Annotated in this window: 21 protein-coding genes and 1 pseudogene; 5 read left to right on the forward strand and 17 right to left on the reverse strand. The window is 36.9% G+C overall.

Annotation, left to right across the window (positions count from 1 at the left end):
• Positions 1-85 precede the first annotated feature (85 nt).
• Positions 86-763: a fimbrial protein gene (locus AABS66_RS13220; RefSeq protein WP_272574459.1), complete on the forward strand. Its 678-nt coding sequence runs from the start codon at positions 86-88 to the stop codon at positions 761-763.
• A 45-nt stretch (positions 764-808) separates the two neighbouring features.
• Here the strand turns inward: AABS66_RS13220 and AABS66_RS13225 are convergent, their stop codons facing one another.
• The 10 genes and pseudogenes from AABS66_RS13225 to AABS66_RS13270 all read right to left on the reverse strand — a co-directional run bounded on the left by AABS66_RS13225 (position 809) and on the right by AABS66_RS13270 (position 10493).
• Positions 809-1810 (reverse strand): fimbrial protein, encoded by a 1002-nt coding sequence (locus AABS66_RS13225; protein ID WP_241016866.1) that lies wholly within the window; start codon positions 1808-1810, stop codon positions 809-811.
• A 13-nt stretch (positions 1811-1823) separates the two neighbouring features.
• On the reverse strand, positions 1824-2390 hold the full coding sequence (locus AABS66_RS13230) for a fimbrial protein (protein WP_206085162.1): 567 nt from the start codon (positions 2388-2390) through the stop codon (positions 1824-1826).
• 39 nt (positions 2391-2429) lie between these two features.
• Positions 2430-3044 (reverse strand): fimbrial protein, encoded by a 615-nt coding sequence (locus tag AABS66_RS13235; protein ID WP_206085161.1) that lies wholly within the window; start codon positions 3042-3044, stop codon positions 2430-2432.
• A gap of 10 nt (positions 3045-3054) precedes the next feature.
• Positions 3055-3804: a fimbria/pilus periplasmic chaperone gene (locus tag AABS66_RS13240; RefSeq protein WP_206085160.1), complete on the reverse strand. Its 750-nt coding sequence runs from the start codon at positions 3802-3804 to the stop codon at positions 3055-3057.
• A 13-nt stretch (positions 3805-3817) separates the two neighbouring features.
• Positions 3818-6349, reverse strand: coding sequence for an outer membrane usher protein (locus AABS66_RS13245; protein ID WP_206085159.1), 2532 nt, complete (start codon positions 6347-6349; stop codon positions 3818-3820).
• A 28-nt stretch (positions 6350-6377) separates the two neighbouring features.
• On the reverse strand, positions 6378-6923 hold the full coding sequence (locus AABS66_RS13250; protein WP_241016864.1) for a fimbrial protein: 546 nt from the start codon (positions 6921-6923) through the stop codon (positions 6378-6380).
• A gap of 66 nt (positions 6924-6989) precedes the next feature.
• The gene (locus AABS66_RS13255) at positions 6990-7553 is read right to left on the reverse strand and encodes a fimbrial protein (RefSeq protein WP_094960889.1); all 564 of its coding nucleotides are present in this window, start codon (positions 7551-7553) and stop codon (positions 6990-6992) included.
• Positions 7554-7635: 82 nt separating this feature from the next.
• Positions 7636-8025, reverse strand: a complete 390-nt coding sequence (locus AABS66_RS13260; protein WP_206085158.1) for a helix-turn-helix domain-containing protein — start codon at positions 8023-8025, stop codon at positions 7636-7638.
• Positions 8026-8963: 938 nt separating this feature from the next.
• A complete protein-coding gene (locus AABS66_RS13265; RefSeq protein ID WP_206085157.1) occupies positions 8964-9521 on the reverse strand; it encodes a tyrosine-type DNA invertase in 558 nt (185 codons plus the stop codon).
• A 372-nt stretch (positions 9522-9893) separates the two neighbouring features.
• Positions 9894-10493, reverse strand: a pseudogene (locus AABS66_RS13270) (formate dehydrogenase subunit gamma).
• A gap of 148 nt (positions 10494-10641) precedes the next feature.
• Between AABS66_RS13270 and AABS66_RS13275 the strand changes: the two are divergent.
• From AABS66_RS13275 to AABS66_RS13285, 3 genes are all read left to right on the forward strand, one after another.
• Positions 10642-11382, forward strand: a complete 741-nt coding sequence (locus AABS66_RS13275) for a MurR/RpiR family transcriptional regulator (protein ID WP_206085156.1) — start codon at positions 10642-10644, stop codon at positions 11380-11382.
• A gap of 193 nt (positions 11383-11575) precedes the next feature.
• Entirely contained in the window at positions 11576-13132 is a 1557-nt protein-coding gene (locus AABS66_RS13280) for a PTS transporter subunit EIIC (protein WP_272573805.1), read from the forward strand.
• Positions 13133-13146: 14 nt separating this feature from the next.
• Positions 13147-14517, forward strand: a complete 1371-nt coding sequence (locus tag AABS66_RS13285; RefSeq protein ID WP_272538866.1) for a class-II fumarase/aspartase family protein — start codon at positions 13147-13149, stop codon at positions 14515-14517.
• Positions 14518-15107: 590 nt separating this feature from the next.
• On the opposite strand, the gene AABS66_RS13290 is transcribed toward AABS66_RS13285, so the two are convergent.
• Positions 15108-16910, reverse strand: a complete 1803-nt coding sequence (locus tag AABS66_RS13290; protein ID WP_430225013.1) for an FUSC family protein — start codon at positions 16908-16910, stop codon at positions 15108-15110.
• A gap of 109 nt (positions 16911-17019) precedes the next feature.
• Here AABS66_RS13290 and AABS66_RS13295 point away from each other — a divergent pair, with 109 nt between their 5' ends.
• On the forward strand, positions 17020-17481 hold the full coding sequence (locus AABS66_RS13295) for a MarR family winged helix-turn-helix transcriptional regulator (RefSeq protein ID WP_430225014.1): 462 nt from the start codon (positions 17020-17022) through the stop codon (positions 17479-17481).
• 481 nt (positions 17482-17962) lie between these two features.
• On the opposite strand, the gene AABS66_RS13300 is transcribed toward AABS66_RS13295, so the two are convergent.
• The 6 genes from AABS66_RS13300 to sctJ all read right to left on the reverse strand — a co-directional run bounded on the left by AABS66_RS13300 (position 17963) and on the right by sctJ (position 21537).
• Positions 17963-18394: a hypothetical protein gene (locus AABS66_RS13300; RefSeq protein WP_430225015.1), complete on the reverse strand. Its 432-nt coding sequence runs from the start codon at positions 18392-18394 to the stop codon at positions 17963-17965.
• A gap of 23 nt (positions 18395-18417) precedes the next feature.
• The gene (locus AABS66_RS13305; RefSeq protein WP_206085150.1) at positions 18418-18837 is read right to left on the reverse strand and encodes a winged helix-turn-helix domain-containing protein; all 420 of its coding nucleotides are present in this window, start codon (positions 18835-18837) and stop codon (positions 18418-18420) included.
• A 312-nt stretch (positions 18838-19149) separates the two neighbouring features.
• The gene (locus AABS66_RS13310) at positions 19150-19623 is read right to left on the reverse strand and encodes a hypothetical protein (RefSeq protein WP_206085149.1); all 474 of its coding nucleotides are present in this window, start codon (positions 19621-19623) and stop codon (positions 19150-19152) included.
• The gene (locus AABS66_RS13315) at positions 19604-20254 is read right to left on the reverse strand and encodes a hypothetical protein (protein ID WP_206085148.1); all 651 of its coding nucleotides are present in this window, start codon (positions 20252-20254) and stop codon (positions 19604-19606) included. The genes AABS66_RS13310 and AABS66_RS13315 overlap by 20 nt, the downstream gene beginning before the upstream one ends.
• Complete coding sequence (locus AABS66_RS13320) at positions 20232-20813, reverse strand: hypothetical protein (RefSeq protein WP_430225016.1); 582 nt, start codon at positions 20811-20813, stop codon at positions 20232-20234. The genes AABS66_RS13315 and AABS66_RS13320 overlap by 23 nt, the downstream gene beginning before the upstream one ends.
• Positions 20788-21537, reverse strand: coding sequence for a type III secretion system inner membrane ring lipoprotein SctJ (gene sctJ / locus AABS66_RS13325; RefSeq protein ID WP_430225017.1), 750 nt, complete (start codon positions 21535-21537; stop codon positions 20788-20790). The genes AABS66_RS13320 and sctJ overlap by 26 nt, the downstream gene beginning before the upstream one ends.

Below are 21537 nucleotides of genomic sequence, written 5' to 3' on the forward strand. Positions count from 1 at the left end.
GGCTATTTTGTGGCTACTTGTAAAGACGCAAGTAGCTTTTTTATTGGTACCAATTCTTCCTTCAATTTAATAGCGGATTTTTATTATGAAACGCTTCTCTTTGCTTAAAATCCTATTTTTGATGGTGTTGTTTTCGTTTTACAACAACGCATTTGCGTTATATATCAACTCAGATATTTCTTCGATGGATTCGGGCCAAGAGTTTTTTTCTAAGCCATACGTTAATGATACGAAAAAAACGAATTTATATAATTTTAGCGCTTATAAAATTGATAGACCAGGTGGCCAAGAACAGGGTGAGCCGATACTCAATGGTGAAATTATCTTTACTCCGCTGAAGAAAATTTTATTACCAGGAGAGCAGGAGTTTTTTAAGATTTTTTATCGAGGGCAAGCGGATGAAACTGAGCGCTATTATAAGATCATTATTAGCGAAACGCCTTTGGATATGCGTAATGATGATGGGAAAAAAAAGCAGCCATTATTTTACCCAACAGTTAGCTTAGAAACCTATTTTGTTGTGAGGCCACAAAAGCCAGACTTTAAATACGATCTCAATTCAAATGATGGGGTACTAAAAAATACGGGTAATACTTATTTTAGGGTGTTATTACATGACAGCTGTGATGCTGATGATGACTCGGAGCCTTACGTCTTTTATTTGTTGCCTAATCAAGAGTTTAACGATGTACGCTTAAAAAAGAAAAGCCGAAAATATATAGTTATTTTCGATAAATATTACTCGGTCGGGAATTGTGAATAATTAATGCAAAAGAGGCTTTTAATAAGTAAAAGCCTCTTTATAACACTATGGTGTAGACATAATAATTGTTGCTGCAGAGTTAAACTGGCCTTCGATGAGCTCATTTGGCGATAAATTTGGCTTCTTTACTAACGTAAACATTAATGTATCTCTGCCATGGCCATTTTCGATTTTTGAATTGAAATGCCCATTCATTGGGGAAACACGTTGTCCTTGATGATAAATCTCTACACCTAATCCTGGCATGATCGGGCCTTGACTGCCGATATCACCTGTTCTGACGAGTAGCGCATCTCCTGAAAAGGTTGATGTTTCACCACTTAAAATCATTTTTATTGGTGCTGTTAGGTTATTATCTTCACAGCTATATGTGATCTCAACATTACGCTGAAAACGGCTCGCACTACCCACTGTTGAAATACCTGATGCATTAACCGTTTCAAAATCAACAATAATGATTTGGTTATCATTGATATCACATGTCCCTGTTCCTACAACCACATCATTTCCAGCATAGAAATTCCATTTAAAATAAGCGTGGTCAATATGTTGGTTGCTGCCTACAAATGTTGCATATTTATGGAGATCAAGCGTCATCAATAAATCTCCTTTTCTGACTAAAACTGAAGGTGTAGGCTTAACATTCACTTGCAAATATAACTTAATTTGCAAGGGCTCAGAAGCGGTGGTTAACCGGAAAACTGGAATTTCTTGACCACTAAATGGTGCTAAATAATAAGCACCGCGTACAACAACACCAGCTTTTAATTCAGGATTATTTTTAAACGCAGGGCCTAAGTCAGCGCCTGTGACATTCAGGTAGTCGACATAGGCGGATGGCGCTTCATTGCGGCAGGTCATAAAGTCGCTCACATCCGCGAATTCATTAATTCGATTAGGTACAGCAAAAATATCATTATCAAGAGGAACATCTTGTATGCTTTGTGTTCCGCCGCCAACCTCTTGGCCCCCATTTGTTTTACATTGGAATGCAAATATGGTCGGGGAGAATAATAAGGTTGCGAGAAGTAATATTAATATCTTCATTGTTACTGATACCTTAATCATAAATTAAACTAAAAATAGCGGTTGCAGTAAAATGGCCAAATGCAATACTTTTATTTTTTATTGCATCGGGTTCCCCTTGCACATTCGCATTAAAACTTAATATATTTGTGCCATTCTCTAGATTGTATGCGGGCGTCGTACTATTAATGGGAATTTTTTTACCATTGTATTCTAAAATTTCAATTCCTATACCCGAAGCCATGCTGCCAGAATCTAATGCAAGGAGGCCTGGTAAATAGCTATTTTCGGTTCCAGTAAACTTAACTGTCACTGTTTTAAAGATACTATTATCACAGTCATCTAGGTGAATATTAAAATTTTCCAGTGGTGTTTTTTGGTTAATATAGAGATACTTATTGACGATAGTACCAAAATCTACAATGATATTTTCATCACCAGGCCTTACCGTGCAAGCTTCAGCGACAAGCTGCCCTCTTATCTTAATTTCACCGATTTGGCCATTTTTTGCATGGCTCGGTAATGAAAAAAATAACAAACTGAATAGCATGAAGAGTATTATTTTTTTAAATTTGTAAAAATTGAAATTTAAGTTATTCATATAAAGACCTTCAATGCTCTATCCGCTAATTGAATTAGCTTATTCATAGGTTATTTGGAAAGAAATAATGCTTCGGTATGCGCCTGCCTGTAATTTTTCTGCAACTCTGACGGGGGCTACGTAATAAGTTAAAATATTTTGCCCAGACGAAATAAGTTGTGGTTCGCTGTACTCACCAAAGGCGATTTCTTTTCCTTTTGGGTTGGTGATTTGTAATCCCAATCCAGTAACACCTTCTACGCTGGCAATGTTAGGGCGAAACGGAATGACAGGGGCAATAAACCGAATTTTCATCCCTGGCTGGGAAGTGCTCCATGTGACATTGCCCGATTTATCATTTCTTAGGGCGGTTGGTGTGTCGATACAATCCAGCAATTCAATATTAATCGGGGTTTTATGGCCTTGTGCGCCAATTGCTTTTAATGACGCAGTTTCAACATTCCCCAAATCAACAGATTGAAATGCAGAGTCCATCGATAAATGGCAAGCACTCTCAGTTAAGGAGCCGTAAACAAAAATTTTTCCATTGGCGCCTTCGACATCCCAATTTCCTGTGGCGTCATGAAAGGCATTCGAGGACGCCCCATATATGACAGACGGTGGAAATATCAGAGAAAGCCCGAGAAGTAAGGTAAGACTTTTTTGATTAATCATCTTTTCCTCTCTATTTATTTTCAGGAACAACCTGACATGTGCTGGCTTGGCATTTGAATTGCAATTTAGGACGGCCACCGTAGTCATTGATGTAGGTTAGTACTGGGTTCGCACCAACGGTGGAACTTGGGACACCTAAATTTTCTTCGCTAAATGGTGCGACCATAACGGCTTTAAAGTTTTGATTTACTGGTGAGTTAATACGCTCCGCAGCGCCAATAATGGTGATATAAAAAGGCGTTGGATTTTTAATAATATATTGGTCGCCTTGTTTAATAAGCTGTGTTTTTTCCTGCCAAGGGTTATTCAACATTTCCGTTTCACTTAGCATGATACTTTTCGGGCGGTAAAATAATTTAATTTTGCTTTGTAATGCTAATTGTAAAACATTCGGCTTATCACTTTTAGGTGGTATCTCTCTTAAATTAAAGTAATAAACGCTTTCTCTATCTTGAGGTAACTGGTTTATTTCAGGAAGCGCTTCAACACGAACTTGGCTTGATTTTTCGGGTTCAACTCTTTGCACTGGGGGTAATACTGCAAAAGGAGAGGTAACTTTCACTCCTTGAATATTTTCTACCCAGCCTTGGGCTAAATAAGGCAGTTGGTTATTTTTATTGGTAATAGTAATTGAAACGCTTTTTTGATCGCCATTAAAAATAATGCGAGTTCTATCTAAAGCAATTGCTGAGAAAGCGCTTCCGCTAACTAAACTGCTTAATAAAATAGTACTGATATATAAATTAGTTAATTTTTTCATAGCAATCACTCAGTTACAGATTATTATCTGTTTCATTACGTTTATTTGATAGTGGCTTACAAGGAATGAATAATCCTTGGCTAATTGTTTCTAAGTTCTCAGGAAAATGAATTTCACATTGAGCTGCGCCACCCCAATGAATAATCATGACTTCATTTGGATTGATACCACTGACGTAGGCATATCCATTATCAGTGACGATCCCTGTTTCTTTTCCTTTCAAATTAGTAATCTGAGCACCAAATGGCGGCGCAGAGCCGTCAGACATACGCATTGAAAGCATCATTTTTTCACCAGACAATACATTAAATTTACGGTAGCCAATTGCGCCTTCTGTTAATGTGGCCTGGACAATAGAATCAGTCACCTCGGCATTATTCGGTAATGCATTTAAATCGACTTTAACTTTACTGCGGTAGTAACTATTTAAGTCAGGCACGACCACTTTACCGAATGCATTCGATGCAATAGGGATACCACGGTCTGATACGGGGATTTTAGCTACGCCGTCAGTGTCTATGAGTAAACGAGTGCCGCCAATATTTGAAACTCGGTGAGCATCCGCACCTTTTAACGTCATAGTGAATCCGCCTTGAGCCCCTAATCCAAATGACGTGTAATTATTGTGAATATAGCTGGCATTTGCGGTTAACTTCGTATTATCGCCGTAATGAGTAATATAGGTGCTTGCGGTTCCACCTTTATTGGTTGACCCTGCGCTGACTTGGTAATTGGTTCTATCAGACAGCTTGTCATAATAAGTTGCCCGGTTAACGGTGTCGTCCCGTGTTGCTTGTAATGAATAGCCGATATTGGCACCATTTCCCCAAGGCATTGATGCTGAAATATAAAGACCGTCATCATTTGTTTCGTTATATTTATTGCGGTACGCCGATAATGAAATATTAATATTTTTCAGGCTTCCCCAATCTAAGGTTTTTGTTACCATTAAATTGTAGCGATTGCTTTCTGGCTTATCCCAATAGGTTTGGTGCGAATAATTTAAATAAGCAGTGATCCTTGGTTCTCTAAAATTTTTATTTAGAGAAATCACATACATTTCCTTATTACTGCCTTGGCGTTCGCCTGAATCTTTAGCCGTTAAAAAATCAGTCACAGTCATAAAACTGCGCTCAGAGAAGCGGTAACCTGCGAATTGGACTTGGCTATCATAGTCATCAAAGCGCTTCGAATAGTTTATCCGATAAGAGTTACCTGTCAGTTTTTTATCATTCGGAATATTTGCAATAGAATGCGTAATATCGAAAGACAAAGCACCAAATGCTAATAGATCGCGACCTACACCTACGTTGAATGCATTATAGTCTTGGCTATTTAATGAGCCTGCGAGCAATGACCAACCATTGGTGACTCCCCATGACATTTCACCACTTGCGAATGTGTCTCCGTTAACATGGTGATCCATATCGGTTGGTCGACCCATTGCTAATTTATATCGAATACTACCTGGGCGCGTTAAATAAGGGATATTAGCCGTTTCAACTTGATATTCTTGAACAGAACCATCCTGTTCTTCGATTCGAACATCCAGTTTACCCGTCGTTGCATCGCTTAAGTTTTGGACACGAAAAGGCCCAGCAGCAACTTGTTCTTGGTAAATAACTCGCCCTTGTTGACTAATAATGACCGTTGCATTGGTGGTTGCAACACCTGTGATTTCTGGCGCATATCCACGTAAGTTCGGTGGAAGCATTAAGATATCTGAGCGTAAGCTAATCCCAGTGAATCGAAAACTGTCGAATAAATCCGTATTAAAATAGTCTTCACCCAAAGTCAGTTTTGCTTTAATGCTAGTTAAAGCTTTATAAGCATAAAGTCGGCTCCATTGGAAATCATGCTCATTTTTACTGTTTGAGCCAGTTTCTCGTTGAGCACGTCCCTGCCAATCGCCCCTGAAGCGCCATGCACCGAGGTTAACACCCGCAACACCATTTGCCGTCACATTATAATTACTATTGTTATCATGAGGTTTATTGGCTCTTGCATTAATGTTGTAGTCTAAAATAGCTCCTGAAATCCCCTCATCCCAAAGAGAGGGTGGATCCCAGTTAGCGGTTCTATATTCAAGATAGGCTTGAGGAATACTTAGGTATAATGTTGCGTCAGATAAATCTCCCTGAGCTTGAAAGCCAGGTAGACTGAGTAAATCAAGACACTCATTATTATGCCACCACGTAATTTTCTTCAATGAGTCCGCTGTTAGCCCTAATTGTTGGACTTGTTCTTGTGTAATACATACAAGGCTTGCTTCAGGGTCATTTTCAGGCGCATAAAAAGAAAATCGTTGTTCAGGCAGAGTTTCTTTATTTAATTGTATTTTTAGAGGGTAAGTGCCAGGCATAATATAGCCAGCACGTGAGAATTGCTTAATATCGATGTTTTTTTTGTCTTCTAAATCAAATAATGCTGTATTAAATTGTATAGTATCAGCAGCATATAACTGGGCAGATAATGACCCAAAAGCGAACATTATCGTTGTCGTTATTATATTTATTTTGTGTTGTTTAAAAAACATAAAAAACATCCCTAAAACACCAATATAACTTTTAGAATTAATAATAATCGACCTTGAACCTTAATAAGGTTTGGTAATTACCCGCTTTAACAGGATGATAATTGGTGACTAATTGCATTTGATATTTCAGTATCATTGTGCCAGGGGTAATTCCTTGTGCAGGCAATGGCTTCCCTGGTGTAATGGAGTATCCCGAGATATCATGCAGTGCCAATTGCACTCCTTTTGCTTCACCCGAGAGTGTGAAAAAATCACCTTCTGATGGACCATCAAAAGTGACTTCGAGTGAATTCCATTCGTTATTATCTTTTGAATATTTTTCCCAACGGCAATCAACGAGCTTAATATTGAATTCTTTTATGGGGCCTTTCCCAACTTCGCGAATATAGCTTATTGGAAGAACCCCCATATTAATGGTCTGATCCCTTGACCCGATATCTATTGCACAGGCAGTATCGACTATTTCGCCGTTCATTGTGACTTTTCCCCATCCATGAGGTGATGCCGCCATTTGTGGCGAAAGAAATAATGTAAGAAGCAATAGAGACGATACATTTCTTGGCGAATAGATAAATCCTTTCACTTTAACCTCTGACTTAATTAGGTGACTAATAGAGGAATACAGGAGTATTCCTCTTTAACTAATCAATTAGTTATAAGTTAAGGTAAAGTTAGTTACGCCTTCGAATTTACCTAATGGAATTTTATCTACTGCAACGTTTGCACCTTGTACATAAGCGCTATAACGTAGAGTGTTATCACCCGCTTGTAATTGGTGTTCTTGTGCTGTTGCAACACCCATATCTAATGCTGCTCCGTTTGTATCAGTTAATTGAATACCGACGTTACCCGCAATAGTTGGATCGGTTGCATCTAAGCCAGTTACACCTAATAATTTAGAGTTGAATGCAGCACTAGAACCAGAGAATGTGATGCTGACTTTGTCATTATAGACTTTGTCATCTGCATCTTTAGGGAATACACAGTCTTCTAATTCAATGTTGAATTGTTTAGCACTAGAAGTACCGCCATTTGCTAAAACAGAGTTAGCGATTTGGCCTAACCATACAGTTTGGTCAATAGAGTCGGAACTAATTGAGCAAGGTGCATCGATGATTTCACCTTTAAATGTAACTTTACCATGCCCTTGATCAGCGAGTGCTGGAGAAGCGATAGCGGCAGAAACAAGTGCTGCTAAAAATACTTTTTTCATTTGAACCTCATTTATATATAACAACGTGATGATTACCCAACAATTAAGTGGGCATAGTTAAAATTTTATATTTTTTAAATAACTATTTGCTGTATAAAGAATTTAGAATAATTTCTGATTGCCGATTAAAAATATAATGGCAATTATCTTGCTCATCGAAGAGGTTTTCATTGTTATGAATAAATGAATTAGCATTAGGATGTTCTTCATTTATTTTCAATGTTATACTTTCGAAAAACGCACTAGGGTTAGTATCTAGATAGAATAAGATTGAAAATAACATCCCACAGTTAATGCTACATATTCCTCTTTCATATCGAGAGATTTGTTGTTGTGATATTTTTAATTTTTTAGCTAGATCTTTACCGCTTAGCCCTTTTTCTTTTCTAAGGTGGAATAACTCCAAACCAATTTGCTCAGTTAGTATTTTCTGAAAATTATCTATACTGGTTTTTAACTTGTTATTTTTCATATCTCACCAATAAAGCTTTATGTAATTTGGTTACACAGTCAGACCCGCTTGCAAAGTAAACGATTTGCTTTCTTTTTGCTCAGGAAACGCAACAAAATAAATCAAAATGTTGCGTTAAATTGGTTTTAGCTAATTTGTTTAATATATTGGAAGTGTCAGAATTAAAATCTTTAATTTATATTATTTGTTAGTAAATCTGGAGTATTTATCTAGTGGATTTTGTTGGCGAAAATATCACAGGTGATAACTTTTTGTTGTAGATGACAATTTTTTACATAATTTACTGGTTACCTCTAAAATAAATAATACAAACAGAGTTTTATGCTGTTTGATTTTGGTTAGTCTCAGAATTATACTTATTAGGCATTTTAAACATTTTGATTTATTATGTTGCATTACCATTTGATTTTAAATCATTTTTTATTTAATTCATTGATTTTTATTTATTATTCAAAATATTTTTTATTATATTTCTTGTTGTTTGGTTATGATTTTATATTATTTTTACATTTGTCTGATTTAGAGGTTATTTATGAAATTAAAAGCTAAAACAATTTGATTTTAATTTTTTTATTTATTAAATATCTTTATATGATTCTCTAAATACGAGTTAAAATGTAATTTACACGTATATATATTGATAATATATTGTTAAATTCATGCGGTTGACTAATTACTCATATTTCGAGTATTTAAATTATGATAGTTGGTAAAAGAAGAATAAATAAAATTATTAACTAACCTTATTTTGGCGGGTTGAAAAATAACGTATTGATGGCTCTATTTAGTGGTATTCAAATTAATCATCACATCAAACATTCATAAGAATACCTCAGTTTTATAAAACCAATTGGTTAAATAACTGAGGCATTCTTGGTGTTTAATTCATTTTATAATATTGAACTTTAGTTCCATGTTGATACAAGTCATTAAATTGTCTATTGATTAGACCAAATGCCACTAAAACGTTTTTCATTACTTGCGGTATAAATTACTGTATGGGCAATATTTCGATGCCCTAAATAGTCTTGAATTAATCGGGTATCTCTACCGAGGTCAGCTAATGCATACCCACATGCATGTCTTAACATGTGCGGGTGAAGTTTGACGGGTAGCCCTGCGATTTTGCCGTATTGTTCAAATAAACGGTAGATCTGGTAGCGAGAGATTTGGCTCCCTTTTTGTGAGATAAACAAGCAATCTGAGCTGGACGTTTTCCAAGAATTTCGCTCTAACAACCACCTTTCTATTGCAGTAAACTCTTCAGGAATTATCGGTTGAACAGTGGATAAACCTCCTTTTAACCGTCTGATGTAGATTATTTTTTGTGCTAAATCAATATCTGCCATTGTGATGTGAGTAAGTTCGCTAACCCTTAGACCATGTAGGAAGCTCATTAATAACAAGCAATAGTCGCGATTGGGATATCTCCCCTGTTTGGTTGCATTTAATAGAGCGTTAACTTCTGTGCGTGTAATAAATTTGCGTTTAGTCATTATGATCTCATTTATACCTCGTTACATTTCGCTATATACCAATGATAAATTAACTAAAAATAATTAATTTTCCTAAAATTAAACACAATATGTCATAAGCACACGTGATGATACCTAAATGTGAGTGATTAATCATGGTGACTTTTCATACTCTCTCACCGCGTTAAAAAGTGTAAGAAAACAGAAAGAATGGAATTCTTGAAGGATAAAATTTATTTTTCTAAAACAGGTCTCACTCACTGAAATAAATTGATTTATGGGTGGATGTTGTTGCGTTGGTGCTAAAGAGGAAGGGGATGTAAAGGGCATCTACGGGGAGGAATCTGCCAAGCAGTACCATAAATGACGCTGCTTGGCGGTTTTAATTTACGATTATTCTTTCTTCTCTTTTTCTTCTTCTAATACTTCGCGATACCAACGAGGATGGTGTTTCCTTGCCCATCCACGCGTCACCCAGCCTTCAACCATGTACGGATAGAGCCTTTTACCCAAAAGGCAGCATAAGCATGAACAACAACCGTAATTATCAGGGCTATTGCAGAAAGTGAGTGTGCCAGTAATGCTGCTCGAATTATCGAAATTGAAAAATAATCAGCGAAATAAGGACGCCAAATAATAATTCCACTTACCGTTAAGACGATAAGGCACAGGCTGAGAACCCAATAAATCCCTTTTTGGCCAAGGTTATAATGGCCGATATCGCCAGCTTCCTCATTACGTAATACCTTGTGAATATTTTTAGCCCAAATAAGGTCTTGCTTATCCACAAAGTTATATTTTAACTATCTAAAAAACATAAAGATAAATAAAAATGCCATGAGGCTACCGACAAAGGGATGCAGTATGCGAGATAACTGGGGCGTCCCTAAAATATTCATAAACCAGTTTTATGAGGGAAAAAAAGAAACCTAATCCACTGAATGCCGTAAAGATAATGACGACTAACAGGTTACATTGCACCTTCTCACAAATTTACCTCCCTGAGTTCTACATAAAGGCCCTATTTGGCGTATAATCAGCAAATTGATTATTTTGTGCTATTTCATCATTATTAATCGTCATCAGGTTGTTGGCCCCTTCAGTACAATGGGATTTTTCGGCAAAATTGGTCAGGTGGGATATGTTGGAATTTTTAAAAAATTACGATAATTTAACGCTCAGTGAAAAAAAGGTATTAAAATATCTGAACGATAATATTGCCGATATACCCTACTTAAATATCAATGAGTTAGTCGCAAAAACCTATGTGTCGAAAACAGTCATTATTAACTTATCGCAGAAATTAGGCTTCAGTGGTTTTAAAGAGCTTAAATTTCAAATTAATAATTATATTCTGTCCAAAAATAAAACTGAAAAAGTCACGCCCGCGTCCTACAAAAAACAACTCGAGAAAAACATTAATAAAAGTTTTACGCTGATTAATGAAGATCAAATTAATGACTGTGCGAATATTTTACATAAATCGCGAAATATTTTTATTGTTGCGAGGGGTACCAGTAAGGCCGTAGGGTATTATCTTGAGCACTTACTCTTTGCATTAGGTCTGCACTGTTTTTTTATTAATGACTACAATTTGTCTGATTCTTTCACTCGACTCGTCAGCAAGGATGATACGGTGATATTTATTTCACTTTCTGGCGGAACAAAAAAGATTATTGAGACCGCCAAAATTGTCCAATTGAAAGGCGCAAATATCATTAGTATGACAGCATTCAATACGAATGAATTAACCAGTTATACCGATAACACGCTTTTTTGTTTTGCAGACAGTTACGATACTAAAAGGGATGATACCAAGTCCCGTATTGGTTTTTTTATTTTAGTTGATTTACTTATCAATGAGTTAGAAAACCTACTTTAGGCGAATTTCTTAACCTACTCTTCCTATATTACCGCCTTTTTATTGTTATTTTTAACAACAATGCCGTTTCAAAATGACTTAGGTCATAATTTATGACCTAAGATAATTTTTAAAACCGGGACATCATTTCTTTTATAAAACCCCCAAGCTAGTATGCCTTTAATTCTAATAATAGAAGTCATAAGGAAAAAGTATGGCCAGAAGAAAGTTTGGTGAATCTATCCAACGCTTTGGGAGAACATTACTCCTTCCGATTGGTGTGCTTGCACCTATCGGTATGATATTGGGTATCAGTGGTGCGTTAGTGCAAACGTATATGATTGCACGCTTTCCTTTCCTCGGAAATGAAACAGTTAACGCTCTATTAGTTAGCATTCGTTCTATTGCAGGGGTGATTTTCGATAATATCCCATTGCTGTTTGCGATGGGGGTCGCTTATGGGATGAACCAGAGAGATAAGGGGATTGCCGTCTTCGCGTCGGTAGTTGGTTACTTATCCTTGATCATTACCATGAATATTTGGTTGGTGCTCACCGGCAAGCTCGCTGATGCAGCGATTATGAGCCAAGTGGGGCAGATTAAAGTTCTTGGCATACAAACGCTGAATATCAGTGCGGCAGGGGGGATCATTACGGGTTTAATTGCCTCTTGGGCGACTGACAAGTTCTATAACCTTGAGCTTCCTACCGCGTTTGCCTTCTTCTCGGGGAAAAAATCGGTATCCATTATCATGATTGGTTTAATGATCATGGTTGGTGCGTTATTACCGTTTATCTGGGAAGTCTTAGTCCAAGGATTAATGAAGTTATCTGCTGTATTCTTGAGCCCTGTCGGCCCATTCTTTACGGCAGGTGGTGAACGTTTATTCATTCCGTTTGGCTTACACCATGTCTGGAACGTGTTGTTCCGTTTCACTGAAGCGGGCGGTACCTATGTTATTGATGGACAAACTTTTGTGGGTGTTGTCCCTGCGTTAACTGAAGTGTTATTCAAACAAGGTCCTAACAGCGAATATTGGGCGATGATGCCAAGTTTGACTCGCTTTATGGCGCAACAGCAAATGTTAGTAACACTGTTCTTATTCCCTGCGATTGCGCTGGCAATTTACAGAACATCGAAGAAAGAAAACCGTGCAGAAGTGAAGTCGATGTTGGTGACAATGGTATTGACCGCGATGCTGGGGAACGTGACAGAACCGCTCGAATTTACCTTCGTATTTATTGCACCACTGTTGTATCTCATTTACGCGATTATCGTGGGTATCGGTGCAGTGTTACTTTCTTTCGCGGGTGTTGCTATTGGTTATATTCGTGGAACGGTATTCGACTTCACGATATTTGGATTGTTATACGAGCATACAAACTGGATATTCTTAGTCATCATTGGTAGCTGTTTAGCCGTGGTCACTTACTTTATTTTCTACTGGGCGATTATCAAATTTGATATTAAAACGCCAGGCCGTGAAGAATCCAGCAACCTGAAAAATACCTTAATTAAAGAAAAACGTTATGGTGAAATTGCAGAAATTTTAATCCAAGCGTTAGGTGGAAAACAAAATATTCGTAATGTAGATAACTGTATTACTCGTATGCGGATTGATGTTGGCGAAGTGAATCAAATTGATAAAGATTTAATGTTGGAATCAGGATGTACCGCATTCTTCTTTCCATCGGCAAACCATGTCCATGTCGTTTATGGGCCTAAGGTTGAATTCGTTCGCAATGCTGTTGATGAAGCAATGAAGAAATAAAGAAGGGATACGAAATGAGAGCATTATACGATTCTAAAAGTAAAACAATTGATGATCGAGGTATTAAAGCACTTTTATCTGATGAAGCGAAATATACAACTTGGTTAATGTTTGAATCTATGTTGGCTCAAGCGCAAGCGGAGCAGGGGTTTATTCCCCAATCCGCAGCTGATGAAATTAAAGAAAAGGCGATTATTGAAAATATTGATTTTGAAGAAATGAGCCGTATTTATCAAAAAATCGGCCATGGCTTCGTGCCTTTTCTGAAAGTATTAGTGAATGCTTGTTCAGAAGAGAGTGGAAAATATATCCACTACGGTATTACCACACAGAATATCCAGCAGAGTTCCCAACTGTATATGATGAAAACGGTACACAATAAGTTTATGTTGTTGCTGAGTGAAATCATTGAAAACCTTTCTGGTTTGGCAGAAAGAACTAAGCATATGGTAATGCCAGGCAGAACCCATGGACGCCATGCGATCCCGATTACTTATGGCTATAAAGTGTCGGTGTGGATAAGCGATTTTATTGATTGTTATCAGCGCATGAAAGAGTGCGAAAAGCGCGTATTCACCATCATGATGGGGGGGGCGGTTGGTGCTTTTAACTCGATGCCAGGTATCGGTTTAGAAGTACAAAAACGCGTCGCTGAGCTAACAGGTATGCATGCGATGGAAGTGCCATCGAGAAACCTAAGCACCCATAAACTAGAATATATGGCGAATTTAGCGCTGATGGCGAATATCTGCCATAAGATTGGTGAAGAAGTTTACAGCACCACATTGGAGGAAATTGCTGAGGTTTCTGAAGGATTTACGAAGGGTACTGTGGGCAGTAGTACGATGCCACACAAGATTAACCCGAAATTAGCAAAAGGCATTATTGCAAATTCACAGAAACTGTATTCTTTGCCAAGTGTGGGGATGTACTCAGCGGTACGTCCTTATGAAGGTGACAGCAGTTCTTATATGTTATTCGATGGCTTAATTGAAGAAGCGTTAGAGTTAACGACAGAAATCTTATTAAGAACCGAAGAGCTTTCAAGAACTCTCGTTCCTCATGAAGATAGAATGCTGCATAACGTATTGAGAAATAAAGGGTTAGATAACACCGAATACGTAATGATGAAAATGGCAGAAAAACTAGGGAAAGATAAAGCCCATGAGCTGCTATACGAAGAAGCGATTAAGACTGCAGCAGATGGCGAGGATTTCTATACTAACCTCACTAAAAACAGTGTGATATCCGCTGCTTTTAGCAATGATGAAATTAAAGCGATGTTAGATCCACGTTCTTATATAGGTTTGTCTGTTGAGATAGCAGAAAAAGAAGCGAAACGTGGCCTCGTTATTTCACAAGAAATTAAACATAATTATAAGTAACAGTGATTAACGGTAATGACAGAGCCACCTATTTAGGTGGCTCTGAGGCTGTTGACAAAGCAGGATAAAAACGTGGTTTTTCCTGCTTTGTGTTATCAGCCGAAAATCAATAAATTGATTTTCCTTATTAATATTCAAAACCTATCCAACCTGCAGTCAAACCTCATCGGTTTGTCAGCAGTCTGAGAGCCACCTATTTAGGTGGCTCTTTTTTTGATAGAAAATAAGAAGTTATCGCTGACAGTATTTTTTAAGGTTGTATTAATTGATAAATTTTTCATTTAACACCTTTTTCATTTATACATGAGATAGCGCGTTTCAAAATTAAGGGATGACAATTTTACTCTCTTAAATAAAGGTGAAAATCATTTATGTCTAAACAATATCGCTTTATTGCTAAAGCTGTTGATTTTCTATTACCCAGCCTTAAAAATGCGGATCACAGCTAAAAGTGCGATTTATATATATGCGACAGGTGCTTTTGATATTGTCCCTTTAGGTTTAGAGTCAGAAGGACTTTGGTAAAAATTATCGCTAGAAAAATAGCGGGGTGTTTGTTAGGCAAAAATGCTGTTTAATCCCTCTTTTGCCTAATTGTTTTTCAAATACTTTTTTAATTGAAAAAGTGCTTGTTGTCTTATTTCATTACGCTGTAAAAACCGAAAAATCGCAGCCATTTTTGTTGCTTCTAATCTGCTTTGTTGAATGCGTTTTTCAAGCACTTTAAGCACTCTCATCTTCGACTCTTGATGCGCAAACTGTTTCTGTAAAATAAACAGATTTATCCAAATACCATGTCGAGATGCAAAAAACTCCAGTGTTGATTCATAAGGTTGCCCATTTTTACCTGCAAGTAATAAGCCGCTCAATAAACGGTGCATCATCTGGGTATTCGACGGCTTGTTTCCTTGAATTAGTGTGGTGATCCCTTGCTTAAATTGCTGTTCTGAAAGATAAATTAATTGCTGGTAACGTTTTTTAGGATTGGTGGGGAAAATCCAGGCAAAAGCCGCCATGGCAATTAATGGGCCAGAGACTACCGCAATGGCATTGCCCACATTTTGCGCCAGTGAAAGGGAAAAAGGATAGCTGGGTTGTAGCAATATCAGTGAAACCATAATGTAGTCAAATGCGATTAGGGCTAATTTATTGTGTGAATAAATCACAACGCCACTAATGATGACTGGAATGATCAACAATGCCATTTGCCATGATGATGAGGCGAAAGGCCATAAATACCAAGTGCAAATTAATGCGGCAATCGCACCAAAAAATTGCCCCGTAAAGATGTATTTCATAAACCTTGCAGGGTAATCAATGGAGGCAAACAAGGCGAGCATGACTGATAGCCCCAGTGTTAAGTAGGCCAAGGCTTGCCATTGTGTCCATAACCATAAAAAGCCAACCACTATAATGGCGATAAAAGAACGTGTAAAAGCATGCCAAGCAGAAATTTTATTTTGATGGAGTTTTAGCTTGTCATGCTGACTCGGGCGTTTGGTTGATTTTCCGAGAGCCGCATAATAAAGAGGGATTAAGAGCATTTTTAGTACGCCAGTTGGGCACAAAGACAAAAGATGTTTCCATTGTCTATCCGTAGGCTCTTGCGATGGAAAATAGAAAGGTGGCATCGATTGGAATTGTTCTAAATGTAGCAATATCTGGCTTTGAAAAATAAGCTTCTGCCGAGCTTTGGCGACTTGTTTGCGGTGGTAGCGCCAGCCAATACGGTTCGCTTCTAAAATGTCTTCATAGCTCGTCATTGCTTGCCAAAGTTGGTCAATATCCTGTTGCTTTATCGGGCTTTTTTGTTCCAAAGCTTGATGCAAAATTGAATAAAACTGCGTATCGACTTGATTTTTAAGGGCAATGACGGGCTCTTGTTCACGTTTTGGAGTAAACAAAAAATTGAATACGACCGCTGAAAGTACCCCGACAAGAATTGTCCATAACCTGTCCCAAGCAACCATAAATAACCCATCGGTGCTATGGACACTCAACATACTGACCATGACCGCAGAGTAACCCGCCAAAAAGGTGCCATAGGCGACGAAGCCTTTTTGTAGCTGACCGATGCCACTACACGCGCCTAACCATATGGCTAATCCCACAATAAATAACAACGGGTTAATGAGATGCAGTTGAATTAATATCACCCCAGCAAGTACACCAATGACGGTGCCCGCAAAACGCCACCAACTTTTTTCGAGTAAATTTTCCCGCCAAGGTTGTGCTGAAGCCCAGACCGTCATGGCTGCCCATTGTGGATGAACTAATCCCAAATATTGAGCAATAAAAAGTGCAGCGATAGAAGCACAAGCGGTAATAAAGGCAAAACGAAAGCGTATTGGATTAAACCCTAAGCGAAGCAGTAGATTTGTATTATGTGGCATAGATTATCGGTGAGTTTGGCGTGTTAAAAGGTTTAATAGTTGATAAAATCAACTAAAGGCAGTGTGATTATCGACTAATTAGTTGATAAAATCAACTAAAGAGGGGTTTATGCGTACAGAACAGGCAAGGGTGTTTGGGGTGATCAGCCGAGCGGCTCATCATTATATGAAATGGATGGGGGAGCCTTATGGGCTCAATGCTATTGAATGTTTGATGATTTTGCATATTCATCAATATGATGCTTCGACACTCGAACAAATTTCGAAGGCGATGGTGGTGGATAAGTCAGTGACAACTCGGGGGGTGAGTAAGTTTTTGGCAAAAAATTGGATAGTAAAAACCCATAGTCAAACCGATAAACGGGCTTACCACATCTCGCTGACACCGCATGGTCACACTATTGTGGGTGAATTAAATGATAAATTAGATAAGTGGAATGATTACTTAGCTACTGGTTTATCTGAAGGTGAAGCGCAGCAATTATTTGCCTCTTTAGAAAGCTTGGCAAAGAGGGCGGTAGAAAGTTCGGTAACGGATTTTCCTTTGATATGTGAAGGGAAAATGACGTGAGATGATATAAAAAAAGCCAGTTGGGTTTAGCAACTGGCTGAGTGGTTAAATCGAATTATTGTTTAAATACTGGGTTTATATGGGGCGCGGTTCATCCCTTCCCAGTGAAACTCTAGTTTGTTTGTTGCTGATTTATCACCGAATTTTAAATGAGTTTTTAGATTTCCAGTTCCATAATGGGGGTGAAGGTGCACATCAATGGAAAACTAATTTGGGTAATAATATTTAACCAAGTTATTATTTTATAGTTTTTGGGAATAGAATCCCGTGACTCGGTTTTCATTAAATAGCTACGAATAAAATAAATAAAGAATATGCTTAAGGTATATTTCAATGGAAAGGCCTAGGGATTCCTTTCCGCTAATGCAATATTAATAGAGTGATGATTAATTTATTATTTCATTTGATAGAGTATTTAATTAATAACCTTGTTTTTTTATGAAATCGTCGAGAAATTAAAATTACATTATAATTTATATGGTTATTTTATTTTTGTAACTGTCAGTGTAATTTTTTCTGATAAATCATCAGGTAGCTTTGTTATTTTATTACTCATCATGATGAGTTCACTGTTTTTCTCAATTCGAATGCTAATACCTAACTTCGCCGTGCTGTTAGCAACTTTTTCGGGTAAATTGATTTCAAAATTGATGGTTTTATTCGCACCTTTAGAACGTAGTTGATAGTTTAATAAATTCTCTGTTGGTGATAGTGAAGCATCTATTGGGCTAATAGATATGGTTATCTCAGAGTTATCAGGAATGATTGATGGTGAGTAAATAACTCCCTGTAGTTGATGGCTTGAAGAAATTTGAAGAACTTTAGGGAAATAGCTACAACCGAGTAATGTGCTAATAAATAATAGAGAAAATAAAGGTTTATATATTTTTTTTAGCGTTATAATGATTGACATGATAATAACTCAACTTATTGAAATTAACGGATAAAGACTTTCTGAAAAAAGCATTTAATATATGCATATAATGTATTTCGTGGCTTATGCTTAGATAAAACAGGTATCTCTGATTTTTCGCCAGTATATAAAATACCAATTCTTGGTAATGTCATAATAAGATTTTCATCTAATTCAACTTTTTTAAATGATTGACGTAGCTGCCTAACTAACTTGTAATAGCTACTTTCAGTCACAATAGTTCCTCTTTTTTCCCAGATTTCATACATAACTTCTCTCTTGTTACTTGTCTTAGTAAGTAAAATTTTCAATAAACAGGATTCATTTTCCGTAAGATTCGTTAATGTTTTCCCTCGTGATAGGGTTCTTTTTAGCGAGTCATAAACGACTTGTTCAGATAATAAGACTGTTTGCTCTATTTGCTTGTCATTAAGGTTAATCATAGGTTTTCCCATAAATGATAAATTGGTAATAAGTGATATCTATCCTAACTGGCGATAATATATGCATCAATATAAAGAAACGATGATTGATAATAAATTAAAAAAATTAAGTCGTTTTTTTATATTAAGATAAAGTGCAATGAAGGTATGAATTTAAATCATTTATGGTGTGAATTTATATCATAAATAAATTTGTATTTTTTATTTTTTAAAAGGGAATAATGATTGCTTGGCTATATATTAAAAACGCATGATTGAAAATTATTAATAATTATGGGAATACCCACTTAGATAAAGTGGGTATTCCCACATTTAAATATCGTCAATATCAGTATCGTCATCATCAGATTCTAGTTTTACCTGCCCAATATTACGATTAAGTTGTGTTGATAGCGGGCTATTCATCAGGCTGATGGACATATAACGTTTTAGTGTTTCATTGAATCGTTCATAGAGTGAAGAAGGCGTTTCATCAGCTTGTAGTTTTAGCGCTTGTAACGTACCTGCAATGAAACTTTCTTTTTCTTGTTTCTTTAAATGCGTCATGGTGTTAAAAATGCAACTGAAGAAATCTTTATCGCTGTTTTTTTGTTCTAATTGCCGAATGAAAGTATCAATTTTTATTTTTTCCTCTGGAGACATTTGAATATTCTCACCCTGTTTTTTTGTCGAAGTGGAAGCGTTGATTGTGTGAGATGAGGATGCCATTTTTTGTTGAATGGTTTGTGTTGATGATAAAGTCACACTTGATGTAAATAATGGTCGGTTATTGATCGGTAGGTTCATGTTTGCCTCGGTGAGTACTGAGTAATTCAATGAGTTTTTGATAGTTAGCCTTGTGTTCTTTTAATAATTGGCAGCGGCTGGAGACCGAAAAAATTTGTGGTAATGTGTTCTTTGCTGCAATGTTTGGCGAGAAATAACAAATTTCATTATTGAACTCCAGTGCGATGGTGTCGCTAGAGCTATTACTCTCAATTGTAAGCTCTGGATATTGGTCACTAAAAATGTGCTGCATATTTGCAGGCAAGTGTATCTGGTGATGACGTGTTTTTTCCTGCTGCAAAAGAAAGTAGTGTGCAACAATTTCTTTGACTCGCATGTCACTAAAAAAATTTACAAGTAATGTTTCAAGTCGCTCTGAACTTTGTTTAACTTGGTTCTGAAAGGCATTTTCACTTTTATCTATACAGATAAGAAAATCGGCTAATAATTGTTTTATACCGTCGTTATACCCTTGCTGATAAGCAATTTGGTAAATTTCTGTTTTTTCTGTTACCGCCTGCTGATAGAGGTCATTGGCCTTTTTTTGGGCGTATTCAATGACTGTTTTTTGGTATTTAGATGCATTCAATGTGCGCTTTTTGATCAGCACTTTTTCTTGAGCTGTGTCTTTAACTGGCGATAGTTGTTTCATTTTTTGTACTTCCACTGAGATAATGGCAAGTTTTTTCAATAATATTCCAAGGTAATATTGCCTGGTGACAATTAGGGATCATTTGCTGAACTTGCTGACTAAACATATATTTTGCACGCTGAACATAGGCGTGGCCGAAAGGGGCTAGGCACAGCAAAATTTGTGCTGCACCTGATGCAATTAATTTACTTTCTGTATTATTGTTTAACACTTCAATTGGGTTTAATGGTTGAAGAAAATAGTGCTGTAACATTTTGCTATTAGGTGGTTTTCCAAAAAAAAACTCTGATTGAACTTGTAATAAAGTACCTAAATGAACAGCAACAATCGGCAATTTCTTCCAATGTACTGATAATGCTTTGGGTAATAAGCGGGTTTGAGTACTTGGCATCTGTAAGTCATATTGTTCAATAAGCTTTTGGTTATGCTGCTTTTGCAATAATGGTGGTAATTGGATGTAAATCAATCCATTAAACTCGGGATGAAAATAGTTACCAGGAGCAAGAAAGATATCTCCTTGCTCAATGAGTAATTTACTTAGCATCTGCATTGAGTGCATTCTCCATTTCCATTACTGGTGTTTTTTTATTATTGCGGTATTTCAAAACACAGGCCAATACACAAAATAAGAGAATAGCTAGACTAATAATTGCGCTAAGTATTATTGGATAAGTAGCGTTTTCTGAAGGTGATTTTATTTGGTACTGTAATGGTGGTCGGCTGACAATGACGACAGAAACGTTATCGTACGTCGTTTCTGCAAAACTATTATTTAAAAATAGTTTGATTTTATTCATCATCATTTTCGGGTCTTCACTCCCTGAATAGGTCACCAAGCTGGATATTTTTTGTACTTGTTTAACCGCGCCATTACCATTTAATGGATAGCTCACATGAACCCTTGCATTGACGACATTAGGAATAGAAAGCAATGACTGTTCAAGGCGTTGTTCAATCAAGGAAAGTAATCGAGTCCGTTCAGCCTGTGGTGAAGCAACCAGTGAATCCCCAGGAAAAGCTTGAATGATTTCAACGGGGTCTTTTGACGGTAAGTTGTACTGGCGCAGTAAGTCGACTGCTAGAACAAAATTTTCTGGGGAAACACGGATAGAATCCCCACTTTTATTATCATGTTTACGGTTGGCTTCAATACCATGTTCTTGCATTACAGCAAGAACTTCATTACTTTGTCGTTGACTTAAGTTACTGAGTAGTAATTGATTATCACAACCCAGTAATAAACTGATAAAACTAATTAATAACAGTTTTTTTAAAATATTCAT

Source organism: Providencia sp. SP181, assembly GCF_050446505.1.
GTDB classification, from domain to species: domain Bacteria; phylum Pseudomonadota; class Gammaproteobacteria; order Enterobacterales; family Enterobacteriaceae; genus Providencia; species Providencia vermicola.

Excerpts from the sequence above, each read along its gene's own strand:
- AABS66_RS13220 (WP_272574459.1), top strand. The coding sequence starts at position 86 with ATGAAACGCTTCTCTTTGCTTAAAATCCTATTTTTGATGGTGTTGTTT.
- AABS66_RS13225 (WP_241016866.1), bottom strand. The coding sequence starts at position 1,810 with ATGAAGATATTAATATTACTTCTCGCAACCTTATTATTCTCCCCGACC.
- AABS66_RS13230 (WP_206085162.1), bottom strand. The coding sequence starts at position 2,390 with ATGAATAACTTAAATTTCAATTTTTACAAATTTAAAAAAATAATACTC.
- AABS66_RS13235 (WP_206085161.1), bottom strand. The coding sequence starts at position 3,044 with ATGATTAATCAAAAAAGTCTTACCTTACTTCTCGGGCTTTCTCTGATA.
- AABS66_RS13240 (WP_206085160.1), bottom strand. The coding sequence starts at position 3,804 with ATGAAAAAATTAACTAATTTATATATCAGTACTATTTTATTAAGCAGT.
- AABS66_RS13245 (WP_206085159.1), bottom strand. The coding sequence starts at position 6,349 with ATGTTTTTTATGTTTTTTAAACAACACAAAATAAATATAATAACGACA.
- AABS66_RS13255 (WP_094960889.1), bottom strand. The coding sequence starts at position 7,553 with ATGAAAAAAGTATTTTTAGCAGCACTTGTTTCTGCCGCTATCGCTTCT.
- AABS66_RS13260 (WP_206085158.1), bottom strand. The coding sequence starts at position 8,025 with ATGAAAAATAACAAGTTAAAAACCAGTATAGATAATTTTCAGAAAATA.
- AABS66_RS13265 (WP_206085157.1), bottom strand. The coding sequence starts at position 9,521 with ATGACTAAACGCAAATTTATTACACGCACAGAAGTTAACGCTCTATTA.
- AABS66_RS13275 (WP_206085156.1), top strand. The coding sequence starts at position 10,642 with ATGTTGGAATTTTTAAAAAATTACGATAATTTAACGCTCAGTGAAAAA.
- AABS66_RS13280 (WP_272573805.1), top strand. The coding sequence starts at position 11,576 with ATGGCCAGAAGAAAGTTTGGTGAATCTATCCAACGCTTTGGGAGAACA.
- AABS66_RS13285 (WP_272538866.1), top strand. The coding sequence starts at position 13,147 with ATGAGAGCATTATACGATTCTAAAAGTAAAACAATTGATGATCGAGGT.
- AABS66_RS13290 (WP_430225013.1), bottom strand. The coding sequence starts at position 16,910 with ATGCCACATAATACAAATCTACTGCTTCGCTTAGGGTTTAATCCAATA.
- AABS66_RS13295 (WP_430225014.1), top strand. The coding sequence starts at position 17,020 with ATGCGTACAGAACAGGCAAGGGTGTTTGGGGTGATCAGCCGAGCGGCT.
- AABS66_RS13300 (WP_430225015.1), bottom strand. The coding sequence starts at position 18,394 with ATGTCAATCATTATAACGCTAAAAAAAATATATAAACCTTTATTTTCT.
- AABS66_RS13305 (WP_206085150.1), bottom strand. The coding sequence starts at position 18,837 with ATGATTAACCTTAATGACAAGCAAATAGAGCAAACAGTCTTATTATCT.
- AABS66_RS13310 (WP_206085149.1), bottom strand. The coding sequence starts at position 19,623 with ATGAACCTACCGATCAATAACCGACCATTATTTACATCAAGTGTGACT.
- AABS66_RS13315 (WP_206085148.1), bottom strand. The coding sequence starts at position 20,254 with ATGAAACAACTATCGCCAGTTAAAGACACAGCTCAAGAAAAAGTGCTG.
- AABS66_RS13320 (WP_430225016.1), bottom strand. The coding sequence starts at position 20,813 with ATGCACTCAATGCAGATGCTAAGTAAATTACTCATTGAGCAAGGAGAT.
- sctJ (WP_430225017.1), bottom strand. The coding sequence starts at position 21,537 with ATGAATATTTTAAAAAAACTGTTATTAATTAGTTTTATCAGTTTATTA.